Annotated in this window: 12 protein-coding genes and 1 rRNA gene; 8 read left to right on the forward strand and 5 right to left on the reverse strand. The window is 71.0% G+C overall.

From position 1 onward, the window contains the following. Positions 1-75 (reverse strand): 16S ribosomal RNA (locus tag BLT97_RS09505); the annotation flags it as partial. A 581-nt stretch (positions 76-656) separates the two neighbouring features. Between BLT97_RS09505 and BLT97_RS09515 the strand changes: the two genes are divergently transcribed. Continuing rightward, complete coding sequence (locus BLT97_RS09515) at positions 657-1,106, forward strand: PTS sugar transporter subunit IIA (protein ID WP_093608376.1); 450 nt, start codon at positions 657-659, stop codon at positions 1,104-1,106. A gap of 77 nt (positions 1,107-1,183) precedes the next feature. Continuing rightward, complete coding sequence (gene ptsP, locus BLT97_RS09520; RefSeq protein WP_093608377.1) at positions 1,184-2,854, forward strand: phosphoenolpyruvate--protein phosphotransferase; 1,671 nt, start codon at positions 1,184-1,186, stop codon at positions 2,852-2,854. Positions 2,855-2,952: 98 nt separating this feature from the next. Here ptsP and BLT97_RS09525 read toward each other — a convergent pair whose 3' ends face one another. Continuing rightward, positions 2,953-3,846, reverse strand: coding sequence for a hypothetical protein (locus BLT97_RS09525; RefSeq protein ID WP_093608378.1), 894 nt, complete (start codon positions 3,844-3,846; stop codon positions 2,953-2,955). Between the two features lie 88 nt (positions 3,847-3,934). Beyond that, positions 3,935-5,905: an acetoacetate--CoA ligase gene (locus BLT97_RS09530; RefSeq protein ID WP_093608379.1), complete on the reverse strand. Its 1,971-nt coding sequence runs from the start codon at positions 5,903-5,905 to the stop codon at positions 3,935-3,937. Between the two features lie 336 nt (positions 5,906-6,241). Between BLT97_RS09530 and BLT97_RS09535 the strand changes: the two genes are divergently transcribed. Then, the gene (locus BLT97_RS09535; RefSeq protein ID WP_093608380.1) at positions 6,242-8,599 is read left to right on the forward strand and encodes a glycoside hydrolase family 31 protein; all 2,358 of its coding nucleotides are present in this window, start codon (positions 6,242-6,244) and stop codon (positions 8,597-8,599) included. On the opposite strand, the gene BLT97_RS09540 is transcribed toward BLT97_RS09535, so the two are convergent. Together BLT97_RS09540 and BLT97_RS09545 are read right to left on the reverse strand one after the other, a co-directional pair. Beyond that, on the reverse strand, positions 8,568-9,122 hold the full coding sequence (locus BLT97_RS09540) for a GNAT family N-acetyltransferase (RefSeq protein WP_093608381.1): 555 nt from the start codon (positions 9,120-9,122) through the stop codon (positions 8,568-8,570). The genes BLT97_RS09535 and BLT97_RS09540 overlap by 32 nt on opposite strands. Positions 9,123-9,181: 59 nt before the next feature. Further along, entirely contained in the window at positions 9,182-9,715 is a 534-nt protein-coding gene (locus tag BLT97_RS09545) for an NUDIX domain-containing protein (RefSeq protein ID WP_245769237.1), read from the reverse strand. Positions 9,716-9,877: 162 nt separating this feature from the next. Between BLT97_RS09545 and BLT97_RS09550 the strand changes: the two genes are divergently transcribed. The 5 genes from BLT97_RS09550 to glpK all read left to right on the forward strand — a co-directional run bounded on the left by BLT97_RS09550 (position 9,878) and on the right by glpK (position 15,413). After that, entirely contained in the window at positions 9,878-10,693 is an 816-nt protein-coding gene (locus BLT97_RS09550; protein ID WP_093608383.1) for a M15 family metallopeptidase, read from the forward strand. A gap of 323 nt (positions 10,694-11,016) precedes the next feature. Continuing rightward, positions 11,017-11,439 carry a Zn-ribbon domain-containing OB-fold protein gene (locus tag BLT97_RS09555; RefSeq protein WP_093608384.1) on the forward strand — a complete coding sequence of 141 codons (423 nt, stop codon included), beginning with the start codon at positions 11,017-11,019 and terminating at the stop codon, positions 11,437-11,439. Then, positions 11,436-12,626 (forward strand): lipid-transfer protein, encoded by a 1,191-nt coding sequence (locus BLT97_RS09560; RefSeq protein WP_093608385.1) that lies wholly within the window; start codon positions 11,436-11,438, stop codon positions 12,624-12,626. The genes BLT97_RS09555 and BLT97_RS09560 overlap by 4 nt, the downstream gene beginning before the upstream one ends. A 506-nt stretch (positions 12,627-13,132) precedes the next feature. After that, positions 13,133-13,861 carry an MIP/aquaporin family protein gene (locus tag BLT97_RS09565; RefSeq protein ID WP_093608386.1) on the forward strand — a complete coding sequence of 243 codons (729 nt, stop codon included), beginning with the start codon at positions 13,133-13,135 and terminating at the stop codon, positions 13,859-13,861. A 37-nt stretch (positions 13,862-13,898) separates the two neighbouring features. Next, positions 13,899-15,413: a glycerol kinase GlpK gene (glpK, locus tag BLT97_RS09570; protein WP_093608387.1), complete on the forward strand. Its 1,515-nt coding sequence runs from the start codon at positions 13,899-13,901 to the stop codon at positions 15,411-15,413. The last annotated feature ends 6 nt before the right edge of the window (positions 15,414-15,419 follow it).

Genomic DNA, 15,419 nt, shown 5'->3' on the forward strand with positions numbered 1-15,419 from the left:
GGTTCATCGTTCGACTTGCATGTGTTAAGCACGCCGCCAGCGTTCGTCCTGAGCCAGGATCAAACTCTCCGTGAATGTGTACCCGTAATCGGGTTCCCATCCGCGTTGAGCGGAACAGTACGGCGGAATAAGCCGACTGTTCTCAGCGTCCTCGCTGATGTGCCATCCCAGTGGGATGGACTTTTTCAAAGGAACCGCGTCCTCTCGAATGAGAGAGACGGGGTTGTCAATCTGGCGTTGACTTTTGGCACGCTGTTGAGTTCTCAAGGAACGGACGCTTCCTTTGTACTCACCCGCAGAGATATTCTCTGGGGCTTTCCTCCGGGCTTCCCTTCGGTGTTTCAAACTCTATCAGGCATTTTCTGTCTCTCTGACCACCCTCCCGCGAGCACGCGGAATCAGATGGAGAGATAGGATCCAGCTTGATTGAGGCCGCCTGGGCCGGGCGCTTGAAGCGCTCCGTGGTCCCGGGCAGGAGTACGACAGTACATCTCGCTTCGAGCGGACGCAAATCCGTGCCGGAAGGTCCTAGGTCCGTTGAACCGGGACTAGTTGTGCGGAAGCGGGACTTCTTATGACTTACGCTTCTGAACAGTGCGTCGTCCAGGACAGGCAGTGACGGCGTGTACAGACTCTCCACCCCTGGGAGGCTCCTCATGACGTCTGTGACGTCCCCCCTCGCCGGCCGGGCCATCGGGCTCGCGGCCGTTCCCGACCCGGTGTTCTCCGGCGCGATGGTCGGCCCCGGCACTGCTATCGACCCCGTGCGTGAGGCCGGCGCGGCCGTCTCGCCCGTCGATGGCGTCGTTGTCTCGCTTCACCCGCACGCGTTCGTCGTCGTGGACAGTGAAGGGCACGGCGTGCTGACGCACCTGGGCATCGACACCGTTCAGCTCAACGGCGAGGGCTTCGAGCTGCTCGTCAACAAGGGCGACACCGTGCAGCGCGGCCAGGCGGTCGTGCGCTGGGACCCCGCGGCCGTCGAGGCTGCCGGCAAGTCGCCGGTGTGCCCGATCGTGGCGCTCGAGGCCACGGCCGAGTCCCTGGCCGACGTCGTCGACGCTGCCGACGTGAAGGCCGGCGACGCTCTCTTCAGCTGGAAGTGACGTCATCGCCGCTGAGGGCGGCAGGTACGACATCCACCGCGGCGGCCCGGACCGTCGCAACTATCGGAGACGGTGAAATGGAGACAACGCTGCGAGGCGTCGGCGTGAGCCACGGTGTGGCGATCGGCGAGGTTCGGCACATGGGCACGGCGGTACTCGAGCCGCCGGCCAAGCAGATTCCCGCGGAGGAGGCCGAGCGCGAACAGGGGCGCGCCCGGCAGGCGGTCGAGGCTGTGGCCGCCGATCTGAACGCGCGGGGCAATCTGGCCGGCGGCGAGGCGCAGGCGGTGCTCGAGGCGCAGGCCATGATCGCTCAGGACCCGGAGCTGATGGCCGACGTCGACCGTCGGATTGCTGTGGGCAGCACTGCTGAGCGCGGTGTCTACGACGCGTTCTCGCACTACCGCGAGCTGCTCGCGGGTGCCGGTGAGTACATGGCGGGTCGTGTGGCCGACCTCGACGACGTGCGGAACCGTATCGTCGCGCGGCTGCTGGGTGTGCCGATGCCGGGTGTGCCGGACAGCGACAAGCCGTATGTGCTGATCGCCCGTGACCTGGCGCCGGCCGACACCGCGCTGCTCGACCCGGCGCTCGTGCTCGGATTCGTGACCGAGGAGGGCGGGCCGACCAGCCACAGCGCCATCCTCGCGCGTGCGCTCGGTGTGCCCGCCGTCGTGGCGCTGCCCGGTGCGGGCGAGCTGCCCGAGGGCAAGGTCATCGCCGTGGACGGCAGCACCGGTGAGATCTTCGTCGAGCCGACCGCCGAGAAGCGGGCCGAGCTGGAGAAGGCCGCCGAGGAGCGCAAGGCGGCTCTGGCCGCTTCGTCCGGTCCCGGTGCCACGTCCGATGGTCACAAGGTGCCGCTGCTCGCCAACGTCGGTGGTCCGGCGGACGTGCCGGCGGCCGTCGAGGCGGGTGCCGAGGGTGTGGGTCTGTTCCGCACCGAGTTCCTGTTCCTGGACGACAGCAAGAAGGCGCCGTCCGAGGAGAAGCAGGTCGAGGCGTACCGCAAGGTGCTCGAGGCCTTCCCCGAGGGCCGTGTGGTCGTGCGGGTGCTCGACGCCGGTGCCGACAAGCCGCTGGACTTCCTGACGCCGGCCGATGAGCCGAACCCGGCGCTCGGTGTCCGTGGTCTGCGCACGCTGCTCGAGAACCCCGAGGTCATGCGGACGCAGCTGACCGCGCTGGCCAAGGCCTCCGAGGGCCTGCCGGTGTACCTCGAGGTCATGGCGCCGATGGTGGCCGACCGCGCCGACGCGAAGGCGTTCGCCGACGCGTGCCGTGCGGCCGGTCTGCAGGCCAAGTTCGGTGCGATGGTCGAGATCCCGTCGGCCGCGCTGCGTGCGCGTTCGGTGCTGCAGGAGGTCGAGTTCCTGTCGATCGGCACGAACGACCTCGCGCAGTACACCTTCGCCGCCGACCGTCAGGTCGGTGCCGTCTCGCGTCTGCAGGACCCGTGGCAGCCGGCGCTGCTCGACCTGGTGGCGCTGTCGGCCGAGGCCGCGAAGGCCGAGGGCAAGAGCTGTGGCGTGTGCGGTGAGGCCGCGTCCGACCCGCTGCTCGCCTGTGTGCTGACCGGTCTGGGTGTGACCTCCCTGTCCATGGGTGCCGCGTCGATTCCGTATGTGCGGGCGACGCTCGCCAAGTACACGCTGGCCCAGTGCGAGCGTGCGGCGGCCGCCGCGCGTGCCGCGGAGTCGGCGGAGGAGGCCCGCGCCGCCGCGCAGGCCGTGCTGTCCGGCGAGTAAGCCTGAGCCGAGTGCTGTCCGGAGGGCGTCCCACCACACGGTGGGGCGCCCTCCGGGCTTTTCGGCGGAGGGTGCGGGGCCTCCTCCGCGGGGTGCGCTCAGTGCGCGTGACCCTCGAATGGCCCCAGGTCGGGTGCCGCGCAGTAGTCGACCCCGGATTCGGGTGGCAGCGGCTCTCCCGAGTCGACATCCGTGCAGTACGCGTCGAAGACCTCTGCCGCGGTGAGCGGCAGGAGCAACTCGCCGCGCAGGCGCCAGCCTTGGACGCGGTCGTGGGTGCCGGGGCGGCGGGTGCGGACGACGAGGCCGCCGGCGCTCCGGGTGGCGAGGGCCACCGCGAGCACCGAGGTGAAGTGCAGGGCCGCGTCCTCGTCGAGGTGGATTCGGCCGTCAGGGTCGGTGGCGGCGTGCAACGCCGCGGTCAGGTCGTGTGTGGGCAGCGGGGTGCTGCACACCAGGTGGTGCGTGCCGTGCGCGATGGCGTCGAGGACCTGGGTAAGGAGGGCGGCGGCCCGGGCGAAGGCGGCGCGGCCGATGTCCTGGCCGCAGTCGGCGCAGTCGCCGATGCCGGCGAGGACTGAGCTCGCGTACTCCCAGGTCGACTGGCGGACCGCTTCGTCGATCAGGGCGGGTACGAGGGTGGCCAGCGGGCTGCCGTCATAGGTGACGGTGGCGCCCTGCGCGGCGAGGTCCGCGGTGAAGCTGCTGCGGCTGGCCGGCCGGTCCGGGTCGAGGGCCGCCTCCGCGCAGAACTCCTCGTACTCCTCGGGGTCGAAGAGGGCCAGGGTCGTGTGTCTGCCCTGGGCGTCGAGGGATTTCAGCAGGCCCTCGACCTCGCGGAGGTAGGAGCCGTGGTCGTCGAAGGCGAAGGTGCGGTAGTGCCGCATCGCCGCGAAGTCCTCCGCGTCGGTGATGAGGCCGATGGTGCCGGCGACCTCGCGGCGCAGGGAGCGCCGCATCCTGTCGTTCCGTACCTGCGTGGTGTGTGTCATGCGTCCCCCTGAACACGAAGCGGTCAATGCTCACTCACCGTAATCGGCGGCACTGACATCGGTGTTCAGGGGGAAGCCGGAGGTCGGGTCAGGCGCGGCGTCGGGCGGCCAGGTCGGCGTAGAACTCGAGGAGTTCGAGGTTGTCGACCGAGCCGGGGTTGACGGCCTTGTCGAGCGGGGCTCCCTGGAGCAGGCGCTTGACCGGGACCTCGATGCGCTTGCCCGTGAGGGTGTGCGGGACGCCGGGGGCCTCGATGATCTCGTCGGGCACATGGCGCGGGGAGCACGCTTCGCGGATGGTCTGCTTGATCTTCGTACGAAGGTCGTCGTCGAGGACCGCGCCGGGTGCGAGGTGGACGAACAGGGGCATCCAGTAGCCGCCGTCGGGCTGTTCGATGCCGATGACGAGGGATTCGCGGATTTCGGGGAGGCGTTCGACGGCCTCGTAGATGTCGGCGGAGCCCATGCGGACTCCCCCGCGGTTCAGCGTCGAGTCGGAGCGGCCGTGGATGATCACGGAGCCGCGGTCGGTGATCGTGATCCAGTCGCCGTGGCGCCAGACGCCGGGATACGTGTCGAAGTAGCTGTCGTGGTAGCGGCTGCCGTCGGGGTCGTTCCAGAAGTGGATCGGCATGGACGGCATGGGGTTGGTGACGACCAGTTCACCGACCTCGCCGATGAGGGGCTTGCCCTGGGGGTCCCAGGACTGGAGGTCGGTGCCGAGGCCGGGGGCCTGGAGCTCGCCGATGTGGACCGGGAGGGTCGGCACCGCGCCGGCAAAGCAGGAGCAGACGTCGGTGCCGCCGGAGACCGAGGCGATCCAGAGGTCTTCGCGGACCTCGTCGTGCAGCCAGCGGAAGCCGTCCGGGGGCAGCGGGGAGCCGGTGGTGGCGACGCACTGGATGCGCGAGAGGTCGTGGTCGCGGCCGGGGTGGACGCCGGCCTTGCGGCAGGCCATGACGTACGCGGCGGAGGTGCCGAACAGGGTGGCGCCGGTCTTCTCGGCGACGGCCCACTGGGCGCCGGTGTCGGGGTAGCCGGGGCTGCCGTCGTAGAGGATCACCGTGGTGCCGGTGAGGAGGCCGGAGACGAGGAAGTTCCACATCATCCAGCCGGTGGAGGTGTACCAGAAGAAGCGGTCCTCGGGGCCGAGGTCGCAGTGCAGACCGAGCTGCTTGAAGTGCTCGACGAGGATGCCGCCCTGGGACTGGACGATGGCCTTCGGCAGGCCCGTCGTGCCGGAGGAGTAGAGGACCCAGAGCGGGTGGTCGAAGGGGACCTGTGCGAAGACCGGCTCGGTGTCGGCCGCAGTGAGGGCGGCCCATTCGAGGGCGCCTTCGGGAGCCTCGGTGCCCAGGAGCGGGATGTGCACGACCGCACGCAGGGAGGGGAGTTCGGCGCGGAGCTCGGCGACCGTGTCGCGGCGGTCGTGCTCCTTGCCGCCGTAGCGGTAGCCATCGACGGTGAACAGGACGACGGGCTCGACCTGTTGGAAGCGGTCGAGGACGCTGCGGGCGCCGAAGTCGGGTGCGCAGGAGGTCCACACTGCGCCGACGGCGGCGCTGGCAAGGAGGGCGACGACGGCCTGCGGGATGTTGGGCAGGTAGCCGCTGACGCGGTCGCCGGGACGGACGCCGAGTGCGCGCAGTTCGGCGGCGAGGGAGCCGACCTGGCGGCGGAGTTCGGACCAGGAGACCGGGCGCTGTTCGTGGGTCTCGTCCACGCAGACGAGGGCCGGCTCGTCGGGGCGGTCCGCGGCCGTGCGCAGGGCGTGTTCCGCGTAGTTGAGGGTGGCGCCGGGGAACCACCGGGCACCGGGCATGGAGCGGTCGCCGAGTACGCGCTCGTACGGGGTCGAGAAGCGGATGTCGAACCATTCGACGACGGCCTGCCAGAACGCCTCGAGGTCCCTGACCGACCACTGGTGCAGGGCCTCGTATCCCCCTTCGGCGGGCGCGCCGTGGTGGGCGGCGGCCCAGCTCTGGAAGCGGGTGACGCGGGCGGCGGCGATCCGGGCCTCGTCGGGCTGCCACAGAGGCTGCGGTGCGGCGGTGGACATGGTGCGGCTCCCAAGCGGTACGCGGTGTTGGCGCGGTGGGCGTGGACCGCACGTGCACCGGGTCGACGGTCCATCGTGCGGCTGGGTCGGTGGTGCGATCAGGTCGATCGGAACACGTCGGCCGGAACACGGTGCGGCTGACAGGGACGATGCCACGTGATCGACTTCCGCACCATAGTGGTCTCCCACACGTCCGTGGCGTCCGGGGCGCGGGTGGGTGGTGGTGCGCCACAGCGGCGGGGCGTGCGGCTCCCGCGTGAAGATGTGCTCCCGTCCCGGGTGAACGGCAGTTGAACCCCCCTTGTGCGCGGCCTCTGCGGTGACAGGGTGAGCGGTATGAACGGTCACGATCTGGTGCGCTCGGTACGAGCTGTCGGCATGGTGGGAACCGCTCAGGGGCTGCGGGCGGTGCGCGCGGCCTGGCGCAGGCAGCGGGCCGATGCGGCCGGGCTGCCGCGACGGGGCGCCGAGCGGGCGCGGGTCCCTGGCCCGGTGACCGGGGTCGAGCCGGGGCCCGGCGGCGGTGTGGTGCGGTTCGCGCGGTCCGAACTGCGGGTGTGTGTGACCGGGGGCGGTGCCGTCTTCTGGGGTTGGGACGGCGCGGAGCCTGATCCCTCGTACGCGCTGTCGGGGCTGCGCGGCGAGCCGGACCCGCGGGCGTTCCTTGAGCCGGACAAGGACGGCGGCTGGCGGGTGGTGTCGGAGCGGGTCACCGTGGTGGTGTCGCGGCACGGCACGGTCGAGGTGCGCACCCCGGGCGGTGTGGTGCTGCGCCGGGATCTGCCGCCGCGCTGGTGGGAGCCCGCGAACGGGGGCGGGGCGCGGTGGGTGCAGCGGTCCGAAGTGGCCGCCGACGCGCGGTTCTTCGGGCTCGGCGGGCGGGCGGCTGGGCCGCGGCTGCCGGACGGGACGTACCGGCTGTGGAACACGGATCCGGGCGGCTCGTTCAAGCCGGGGGACGATCCGCTGTATCTGACGATGCCCGTGCAGATGGTGGTGGCGGACGCGGGGACGCATCTGGTCTTCCACGACAATTCCTGGGACGGCAGCGTCACGCTGCGCGAGGGCGAGGAGGGGGCGGGGTCGGGGCACGACCGGCCCGGCACGTCCGAACTCCGCATGGACGGCGGGCCGTTGCGCTGCTGGGTGGTGGTCGGGACGCCCTCGCGGGTGCTCCAGGCCTGGGCCTCGCTGACCGGGGCGCCGGCGGTGCCGCCCTCCTGGGCGCTCGGGTATCAGCACGCGCGGTGGGGGTTCGGATCGGCCGCGGAGGTGCGGCGGGTGGTCGCCGGATACCGCGAGCGCGAGCTTCCGCTGGACGCGGTGCACCTCGACATCGACCACTACGACGCGCACCAGGTGTTCACCGTCGACCGTGAGCACTTCCCCGAACTGCCGAAGCTCGCCGAGGAGTTGAGGGCGCAGGGGACGCGGCTCGTGTCGATCGTCGATCCGGCCGTGAAGGCCGAGCCCGGGAACGCGCTGTTCGACTCGGGCAGGGCCGAGGACGCGTTCGTACGGGATGCGCGGCGCCGGCTCGTACGCGGGGTGGTGTGGCCGGGTGAGTCCGTGTACCCCGATTTCACCGCGCCGCATGTGCGGGCCTGGTGGGGTCGGCAGTACGCCGAGCGGCTCGGCCAGGGGTTCTCCGGGTTCTGGCACGACATGAACGAGCCGGTGTCGTTCGTCGCGTTCGGCGATCCGTCGCTGCCGCGGTCGGCGCGGCACGCGCTGGACGGGCGCGGGGGCGATCACCGCGAGGCGCACAACGTCTACGGGCTGTGCATGGCGCGGGCCGCGTACGAGGGGCTGTGCGAACTGCGGCCCCGGGAGCGGCCGTTCCTGTTCTCGCGCTCGGGGTGGGCGGGGATGCAGCGGTACGGCGGCACCTGGTCCGGGGATGTCGAGACGAGCTGGGCGGGGCTGCGGGCCTCGCTGGCGCTGGTGATCGGCCTCGGGCTGTGCGGGGTGCCGTATTCCGGGCCGGATGTGGGCGGGTTCGACGGGCGGCCGTCGGCGGAGCTGTATCTGCGGTGGTTCCAGCTGGGGGCCTGGCTGCCGTTGTTCCGTACGCACTCGGCGATGAACGCCGGGCGGCGGGAGCCGTGGACGTACGGGGACGAGGTGCTCGGGCACGCGCGGGCGGCGCTGCGGGAACGCAGGCGGCTGCACCCGTACTTCGTGACGCTCTCCCAGCTCGCCCACCGCACCGGGGCGCCGTATGTGCGGCCGTTGTGGTGGTCGGCTCCGGAGGACCGGGCGCTGCGGGACTGCGACGACGCGTTTCTGCTCGGGGACGCGTTCCTGGTGGCTCCGGTGTTCGAGCCGGGCGCGGACCGGCGTGCGGTGCGGCTGCCGCGCGGGCTCTGGTACGACACGGCGACCGGGCAGGCGTACGAGGGACCGGGGCAGGTGCTGCTCGACGCGCCCGCATCCCGGATCCCCGTGCTCGCCCGGGCGGGCACCGTGGTGCCGGTGCTCGGGGACGACGGGGAGGTCGAGCTGGAGGTGTGGGCGCCGATGCGGGGGCGTACGGGCGGTGGGCTCGTCGTGCGCGATCCCGGCGACGGGTGGGAGCGGGGCGAGGTCGAGCGCTATGTGACGCGGTGGAAGAACGACCGGGTGGTCGTGGTCCGCGAGACGGCCACAGGAATCGTGGATGTCACGGGGACGGTGCGGGTTCGAGGGGTGTGAGGGGCGGGGACGGCGAATCGTCGGGCTTCGCTGCCGTTGTGGCTGGGGTTGCCGTTGCCGACAGGTCGAACCACAGCTCCGGACGCTCCCAGGTGACCTTGGGCGGACTGGCCGGGAGGGTGCCGGTGCGGCGGGCGCCCAGCGCGCGGTAGAAGCCTTCCGACGGCGGGTGCGAGACGACCCGTACGCCGGGAAGCCCCGCCGCGCGGGCCTCGTCCAGCATGTGCGTGAGGAGGAGCCGGCCCGCGCCCCGGCCCTGGGCCTCGTCCGCGACGAAGGCCAGGTCCAGCTCGGGCGGCGAGCACACCAGCGCGTAGAAGCCGAGCAGGGTGCCGTGCGCGTCCTCGGCGAGGAACACGCGGTGGCGGGCCACGTAGTCGGGGGTCACGCGGTAGCCCTGGAGGATCGATGCGTACGCGCCCCGGTAGGCCCGCGACGCATGCATGAGGGCGGTCAGGGCATCGGCGTCCGCCGCTTCCGCGCGGCGTATAGCGGGCTGCTCGTGGAACTCCGGGCTCGTCATGCGTGGAGTATAGGGGTGCCAAGTATAGGGGTGCATATGCCGTTCACCCCTTACTCAGGCTACGCGTACCGCCCCTCGAACCATGCCGCCGCCGCGACCGTATGGAGCGGGAAGCCCAGGCCGGCGGGGGCGCGGAGAATCGAGCGGGCCGACGTCTCGGCCGTCGGGACGAACGGCGGGAGTTCGGCGGCAGGGCGCGGCGGCAGCACACCGAAGAGCAGGAGGTGGCCGTCCGGGGAGCTCAGGGCGTCGGCGAGGCGGACGTCGCGGTCGTCGCCCTCGATGCCGGTCTCCTCGTGCAACTCCCGTACCAGCGCGCGCCGCCAGTCCTCGTCGTGGTCCACGAAGCCGCCAGGCAGCGCGAGTTGACCGCGGGCCGGCTCGATGGCGCGCGTGACGACGAGGAGGCCCATGCCCTCCGTGTCGTGGACGGGTTGCAGGGCGACCGCAACCGGAAGCGGATTGCGGTATGCCACATCGCCGCAGACCGCGCAGGTGCGCGGCCATCCGGAGAGGTCTGCATAGGGAGCGCCGCAGGTCGAACAGTGGCTGTTCTTCGCGGACTTGGCGGGGGAGGGTACAGGCTCGGACACGGGCGGGACTGTAGCGGATCGCCGACACGCCCTGCGCATCCCCCACCCGTACGCCGCTCGCGAGCGGTGCGCCGGCCCTTGCCCTCACGTCCCGCCGTTCCGGCGCGCCGCGGGGGACGCACCCTTCCCAGCCGCCCCGTCCGCCTGGTAGACGGAGTGGCCATGACTCGTCTTCCGCGTACCCGCGCCCTGTGGCGCGCCCTTGCCGTCGCCGCCGCCGCGCTGCTCACCGCGACGGCCGCACCCGTCACCGCGGGCGCGAAGCCGGAGCCCAAGGCGCCCGAGGAGTTCGTGGCGCTCGACCGGGTGGACCCGACGATCCTGCACGAGATGCGCTACACGACCGCGCACAACTTCGTCGGCGAGCGGATCGACGGCTACCGGCAGCCGGTCTGCATCCTCACCAAGCCGGCCGCGCTGGCCCTGCACAAAGCGCAGCGCAAGCTGCTACGGCAGGGCTACTCGCTCAAGGTGTACGACTGCTACCGGCCGCAGCGGGCCGTGGACCACTTCGTCCGGTGGGCCGAGGATCTCAGCGACGAGCGGATGAAGGCGGAGTTCTATCCGAAGGTGGACAAGTCCCGGCTGTTCGCGGACGGTTACATCGCCGAGAAGTCCGGGCACAGCCGTGGCTCGACGGTTGACCTCACGCTGGTGAAGCTGCCGGCCCGGCCCACGCGCCCGTACGTGCCGGGCGAGCCGCTCGTGCCGTGCTACGCACCGCAGGACGAGCGCTTCCCCGACAGCTCGGTGGACATGGGCACGGGATACGACTGCTTCGACACGCTGTCGCACACGGACGATCCGCGGATCACCGGCGAGCAGCGGGCCAACCGGGATCTACTGCGGGGGACGCTGAGCGAGCTGGGGTTCGTCAATCTGCCTGAGGAGTGGTGGCACTTCACCTACAAGCCCGAGCCGTTCCCCGACACCTACTTCGACTTTCCGGTGAGCCGGAGGTCGGTGGGCGGGCGGTAGGGCCCGCCCGTACGGCAGAAGTCGGCGAGTGGGCAGCAGCCCGATCGGCGAAGGCGGCCAGGACCACCCCCGTGGGTCCTGGCCGCCGGCCGTGGTGAGGCGGGGTGCCCGCCATGCCGTCGTGCGCGTGGCGGTGTTGGCCTCACCTCTTCCCAGACGCAGGCGACGCGGCTTCGGTTCTCCGATGTCGAGGCGTTCCGTGGTGGGCGTCACGGGCGCCAAGTGATCCCGATGCCTTACGGGCTTCCGTTCTCCGTGGCACACTTCTGACGTTCCGTCAGATCCGGTGCCGGGGAGGGGCCTTGACTCGAACGCGTACGCCTGTGGTGGCCGACTGGTTCACCGGGGAGGGCGAGGAGTTCCGGCTGCTCGGGACGCGGTGTGCCGCGTGCAGTGCGGTGTTCTTCCCCCGTGAGGACGGCTTCTGCCGCAATCCCGGGTGCGGGGGCGGTGAGCTCGTCGAGGTGCCGCTGTCCCGGCGCGGGCGCGTCTGGTCCTACACGGACGGGCGGTACCGGCCGCCGCTCCCCTACGTGTCCGATCCGGACGTCGCGTGGGAGCCGTACACGCTGCTCGCCGTGGAGCTGGAGGCCGAGCGGATGGTGGTGCTCGGGCAGGCGCCGCCGGGTGTGACGGCGGCCGATGTGGAGGTCGGCATGGAGGTCGAGGTCGTGCCCGGGGTGTTGAACGAGGACGCGGAGACGGTGTGGACCACTTGGCACTTCAGGCCGGTGAGCGCGCGATGAGCCGGGATGTGGCGGTCCTCGGGGCCGGGATGCACGCGTGGGGCAAGTGGGGGCGCAGCTTCGTCGAGTACGGAACGGTGGCCGCGCGCAAGGCACTTGAGGACGCCGGTGTCGACTGGCGCGACGTGCAGTCGATCGTCGGGGCCGACACCGTGCGGGGCGGCTATCCCGGGTATGTGGCCGGTGCGACCTTCGCGAAGGCGCTCGGGTGGCAGGGTGCGCGCGTGACGAGCGTGTACGCGGCCTGCGCCTCGGGCGCTCAGGCGATCAGCACCGCGCGGACCCAGATCCTTGCGGGGCTGGCCGATGTGGTGCTCGTGGTCGGTGCCGACGCCGCGCCGAAGGGGTTCTTCCGGCCCGCCGGCGGCGACCGTCCGGACGACCCCGATTGGCTGCGGTTCCGCGTGCTCGGTGCCACCAACCCCGCGTACTTCGGCCTCTACGCCCGCCGCCGCATGGCGGTGCACGGGGACACGCTGGAGGACTTCGCCCAGGTGAAGGTGAAGAACGCGGCCTCCGGCGCGCTCAACCCGTATGCCCGCTACCGCAAGACCGTGACCGCGGAGGAGGTCGCTGCCTCGGCGGTCGTGGCCGATCCGCTGCGGCTGCTCGACATCTGCGCCACCTCCGACGGTGCCGCGGCGCTGGTCCTGTCGAGCTTGGAGTTCGCCCGGCGGCACGGGCACGCCGATCCCGTACGGATCCGGGCGGTGTCGACCGTGACGCCGCAGTACCCGCAGACCGTGCTCGACCTGCCGGACATCGCCACCGACTCGGCGGCGGCCGTCGCACCGCCCGCGCGCGGCTTCCGTGCGTCGATCGCGCATGCCGCGTACGAGGAGGCCGGGATCGGGCCCGAGGAGCTCTCGCTGGCCGAGGTGTACGACCTGTCCACGGCCCTTGAGTTGCAGTGGTACGAGGACCTCGGGCTGTGCGGCGAAGGCGAGGGGGCCAAGTTGCTGCGCGAGGGCGCCACGTCGCCTGGCGGGCGGGTGCCGGTCAACTCCAGTGGCGGGCTTGCCTCGTTCGGCGAGGCGGTGCCCGCGCAGGCCATCGCGCAGGTCTGCGAGCTGACCTGGCAGTTGCGCGGGGCGGCGGGTGAGCGTCAGGTGGCCGGGGCGCGGGTCGGCATCACCGCGAACCAGGGCTTGTTCGGCCACGGTTCGGCTGTGGTGGCGGTGCGGTAGGCCGCAGGCGACATACGGGCGCGGCGGGCGCCAGACGTACAGACGCGGCTGGCGCCAGACGTACGGACGCGGCTGGCGTCAGACGTGCGGACCCTGCGGGTACAGACGTACGGGCGCGGCGGGCGCCAGACGTACGGGACGCGGGGGCCGGGAAGTTCCGGCCGGCCTCCACTCCCCCGCACACGGCCTCCCGAAACCGGCGGAAGGGGTCCATTCCCTTCCCGTCCGCGACCTTGACGCTCCCTCGGGCGCGGTGAACACTTCCCGGTGTCAGTCGGCATCGCCGCCCCAAGATGTCAAGGCGCCTTCAGGGCTTCTCCCTGGCCGTTTTCAGGGCTGCTCCCTGGTCACAAGGCTTCTCCCCCACGGGCGATTCGGCTGCGACGGCACGCTCGTCACGGACGCCGGGCGGGGCGGACTCCCCTGCCTTCGGCGCAGCAGTGGGAACCGCACCCTGCACGGAGGACCGGGGCGCCAGGCTCCGGGCCAGGGCCAAGGGAGCCGCCATGTACTCGAATGGGGACGTCTTCGTCGGTGAGATCATCGGCACCGCGATTCTGATTCTTTTCGGCGCCGGCGTGTGCGCCGCCGTCACGCTCAACCACTCCAAGGCGAAGGCCGCCGGGTGGGTCGTCATCGCCTTCGGCTGGGGATTCGGTGTGCTCGCGGGCGCGTACACCGCCGCACCGCTGTCGGGCGGTCACCTCAACCCCGCGGTCACGCTCGGCATCGCCATCGACACCGGTGACTGGGACCAGGTTCACCTGTACATCCTGGGCCAGATGATCGGCGCCATCCTGGGTGCCGTGCTGTGCTGGCTGGTGTACTACGCGCAGTTCCAGGCCAACGCCGACAAGGAGGCCTCGCAGCCCACGCTCGGCATCTTCTCGACGGGGCCGGAGATCCGTAACCCCGTGGCGAACGTTGTCACCGAGGTCATCGCGACCATCGGTCTGGTGCTGCCGATTCTGGCGTTCGGCCTGACCAAGGGGCTCGGCACCTCCGGTACGCAGGTCCTGATCGTCTCGTTCCTCGTCGTCGGCATCGGTCTCTCGCTCGGCGGGCCGACGGGATACGCCATCAACCCCGCGCGCGACCTGGGCCCGCGCATCGCCCACGCGTTCCTTCCGATCCCCAACAAGGGCGGTTCGGACTGGGGTTACGCCTGGGTGCCGGTGGTCGGCCCGCTGATCGGCGGTGCGCTGGCCGGGCTCATCTTCAACGCAGCGTTCTGAGCAGCCTTCTGAAGCAGCTTTCCGAAAAGGGGAACCCATGCCGGATCGTAAATACGTCGCGGCGATCGACCAGGGCACCACCTCGAGCCGCTGCATCATCTTCGACCAGGACGGCGCGATCGTCGCCGTCGACCAGCGCGAACACCGCCAGATCTTCCCGAAGCCCGGCTGGGTGGAGCACGACGCGACCGAGATCTGGTCCAAGGTGCAGGCCGTGGTGGCCGGCGCGCTCGCGAAGGCGGGCCTGCGCGCGAGCGACCTGAGCGCGCTCGGCATCACCAACCAGCGGGAGACCACGGTCCTTTGGGACCGCGCCACCGGCAAGCCCGTGCACAACGCGATCGTGTGGCAGGACACCCGCACCTCCGCGCTGTGCAACGAACTCGGCGGCACGGACGGCCAGGACCGCTTCCGCGAGGCCACGGGCCTGCCGCTGGCCAGCTACTTCTCGGGGCCCAAGGCGGCCTGGCTGCTCGACAACGTGCCGGGCCTGCGGCAGCGGGCCGAGCGCGGCGAGATCGCCTTCGGCACCATCGACTCCTGGCTGATCTGGAACCTCACCGGCGGCACGGACGGCGGGGTGCACGTCACCGACGTCACCAACGCCGGCCGCACCATGCTGATGAACCTCGAGACGCTCCAGTGGGACACCTCGATCCTCTCGGCCATGAACGTGCCGCAGGACGTGCTCCCCGAGATCAAGTCCTCCGCCGAGGTGTACGGCACGGCGGTCGGGCAGCTCGCCGGGGTGCCGGTGGCCTCGGCGCTCGGCGACCAGCAGGCAGCGGTGTTCGGACAGGCCTGCTACGACACGGGCACGGCCAAGAACACGTACGGCACGGGCAGCTTCCTGCTGCTCAACACCGGTAACCGGCCGGTGCCTTCGAAGAGCGGACTGCTCACCACGATGGGCTACCAGATCGGCGGCGAGGCTCCGGTCTACTGCCTGGAGGGCTCGATCGCGATCACCGGTGCGCTCGTGCAGTGGCTGCGCGACCAGCTCGGCATCATCCGCAGCGCGGACGAGATCGAGACGCTGGCGGCGAGCGTGGAGGACAACGGCGGCGCGTACATCGTGCCCGCCTTCTCCGGCCTTTTCGCTCCGTACTGGCGTTCCGACGCACGGGGTGTGATCACGGGGCTGACGCGGTATGTCACCAAGGCGCACCTCGCACGTGCCGTGCTCGAAGCCACGAGCTGGCAGACGCGTGAGGTCGTGGACGCGATGTACCAGGACTCCGGGGTCCAGATCACCACGCTGAAGGTCGACGGCGGCATGACCAAGAACAATCTGCTGATGCAGCACCAGGCGGATGTGCTCGGTGTGCCCGTCGTGCGTCCGAAGGTCTCCGAGACCACCTGTCTGGGCGCGGCCTACGCGGCCGGGCTCGCCACGGGGGTGTGGAACGACCTGGACGAGCTCAAGGCGCACTGGCAGAAGGACGCGGAGTGGACTCCGCAGATGGCCGGTGAGGCGCGCGAGAAGGAGTACCACAACTGGCGCAAGGCCGTGGAGCGCAGCTTCGGCTGGCACGAGGACGGCGAAGGCTGAGGACGC

The sequence above is a fragment of the Streptomyces indicus genome, from assembly GCF_900100315.1.
GTDB classification, from domain to species: Bacteria; Actinomycetota; Actinomycetes; order Streptomycetales; family Streptomycetaceae; genus Streptomyces; species Streptomyces indicus.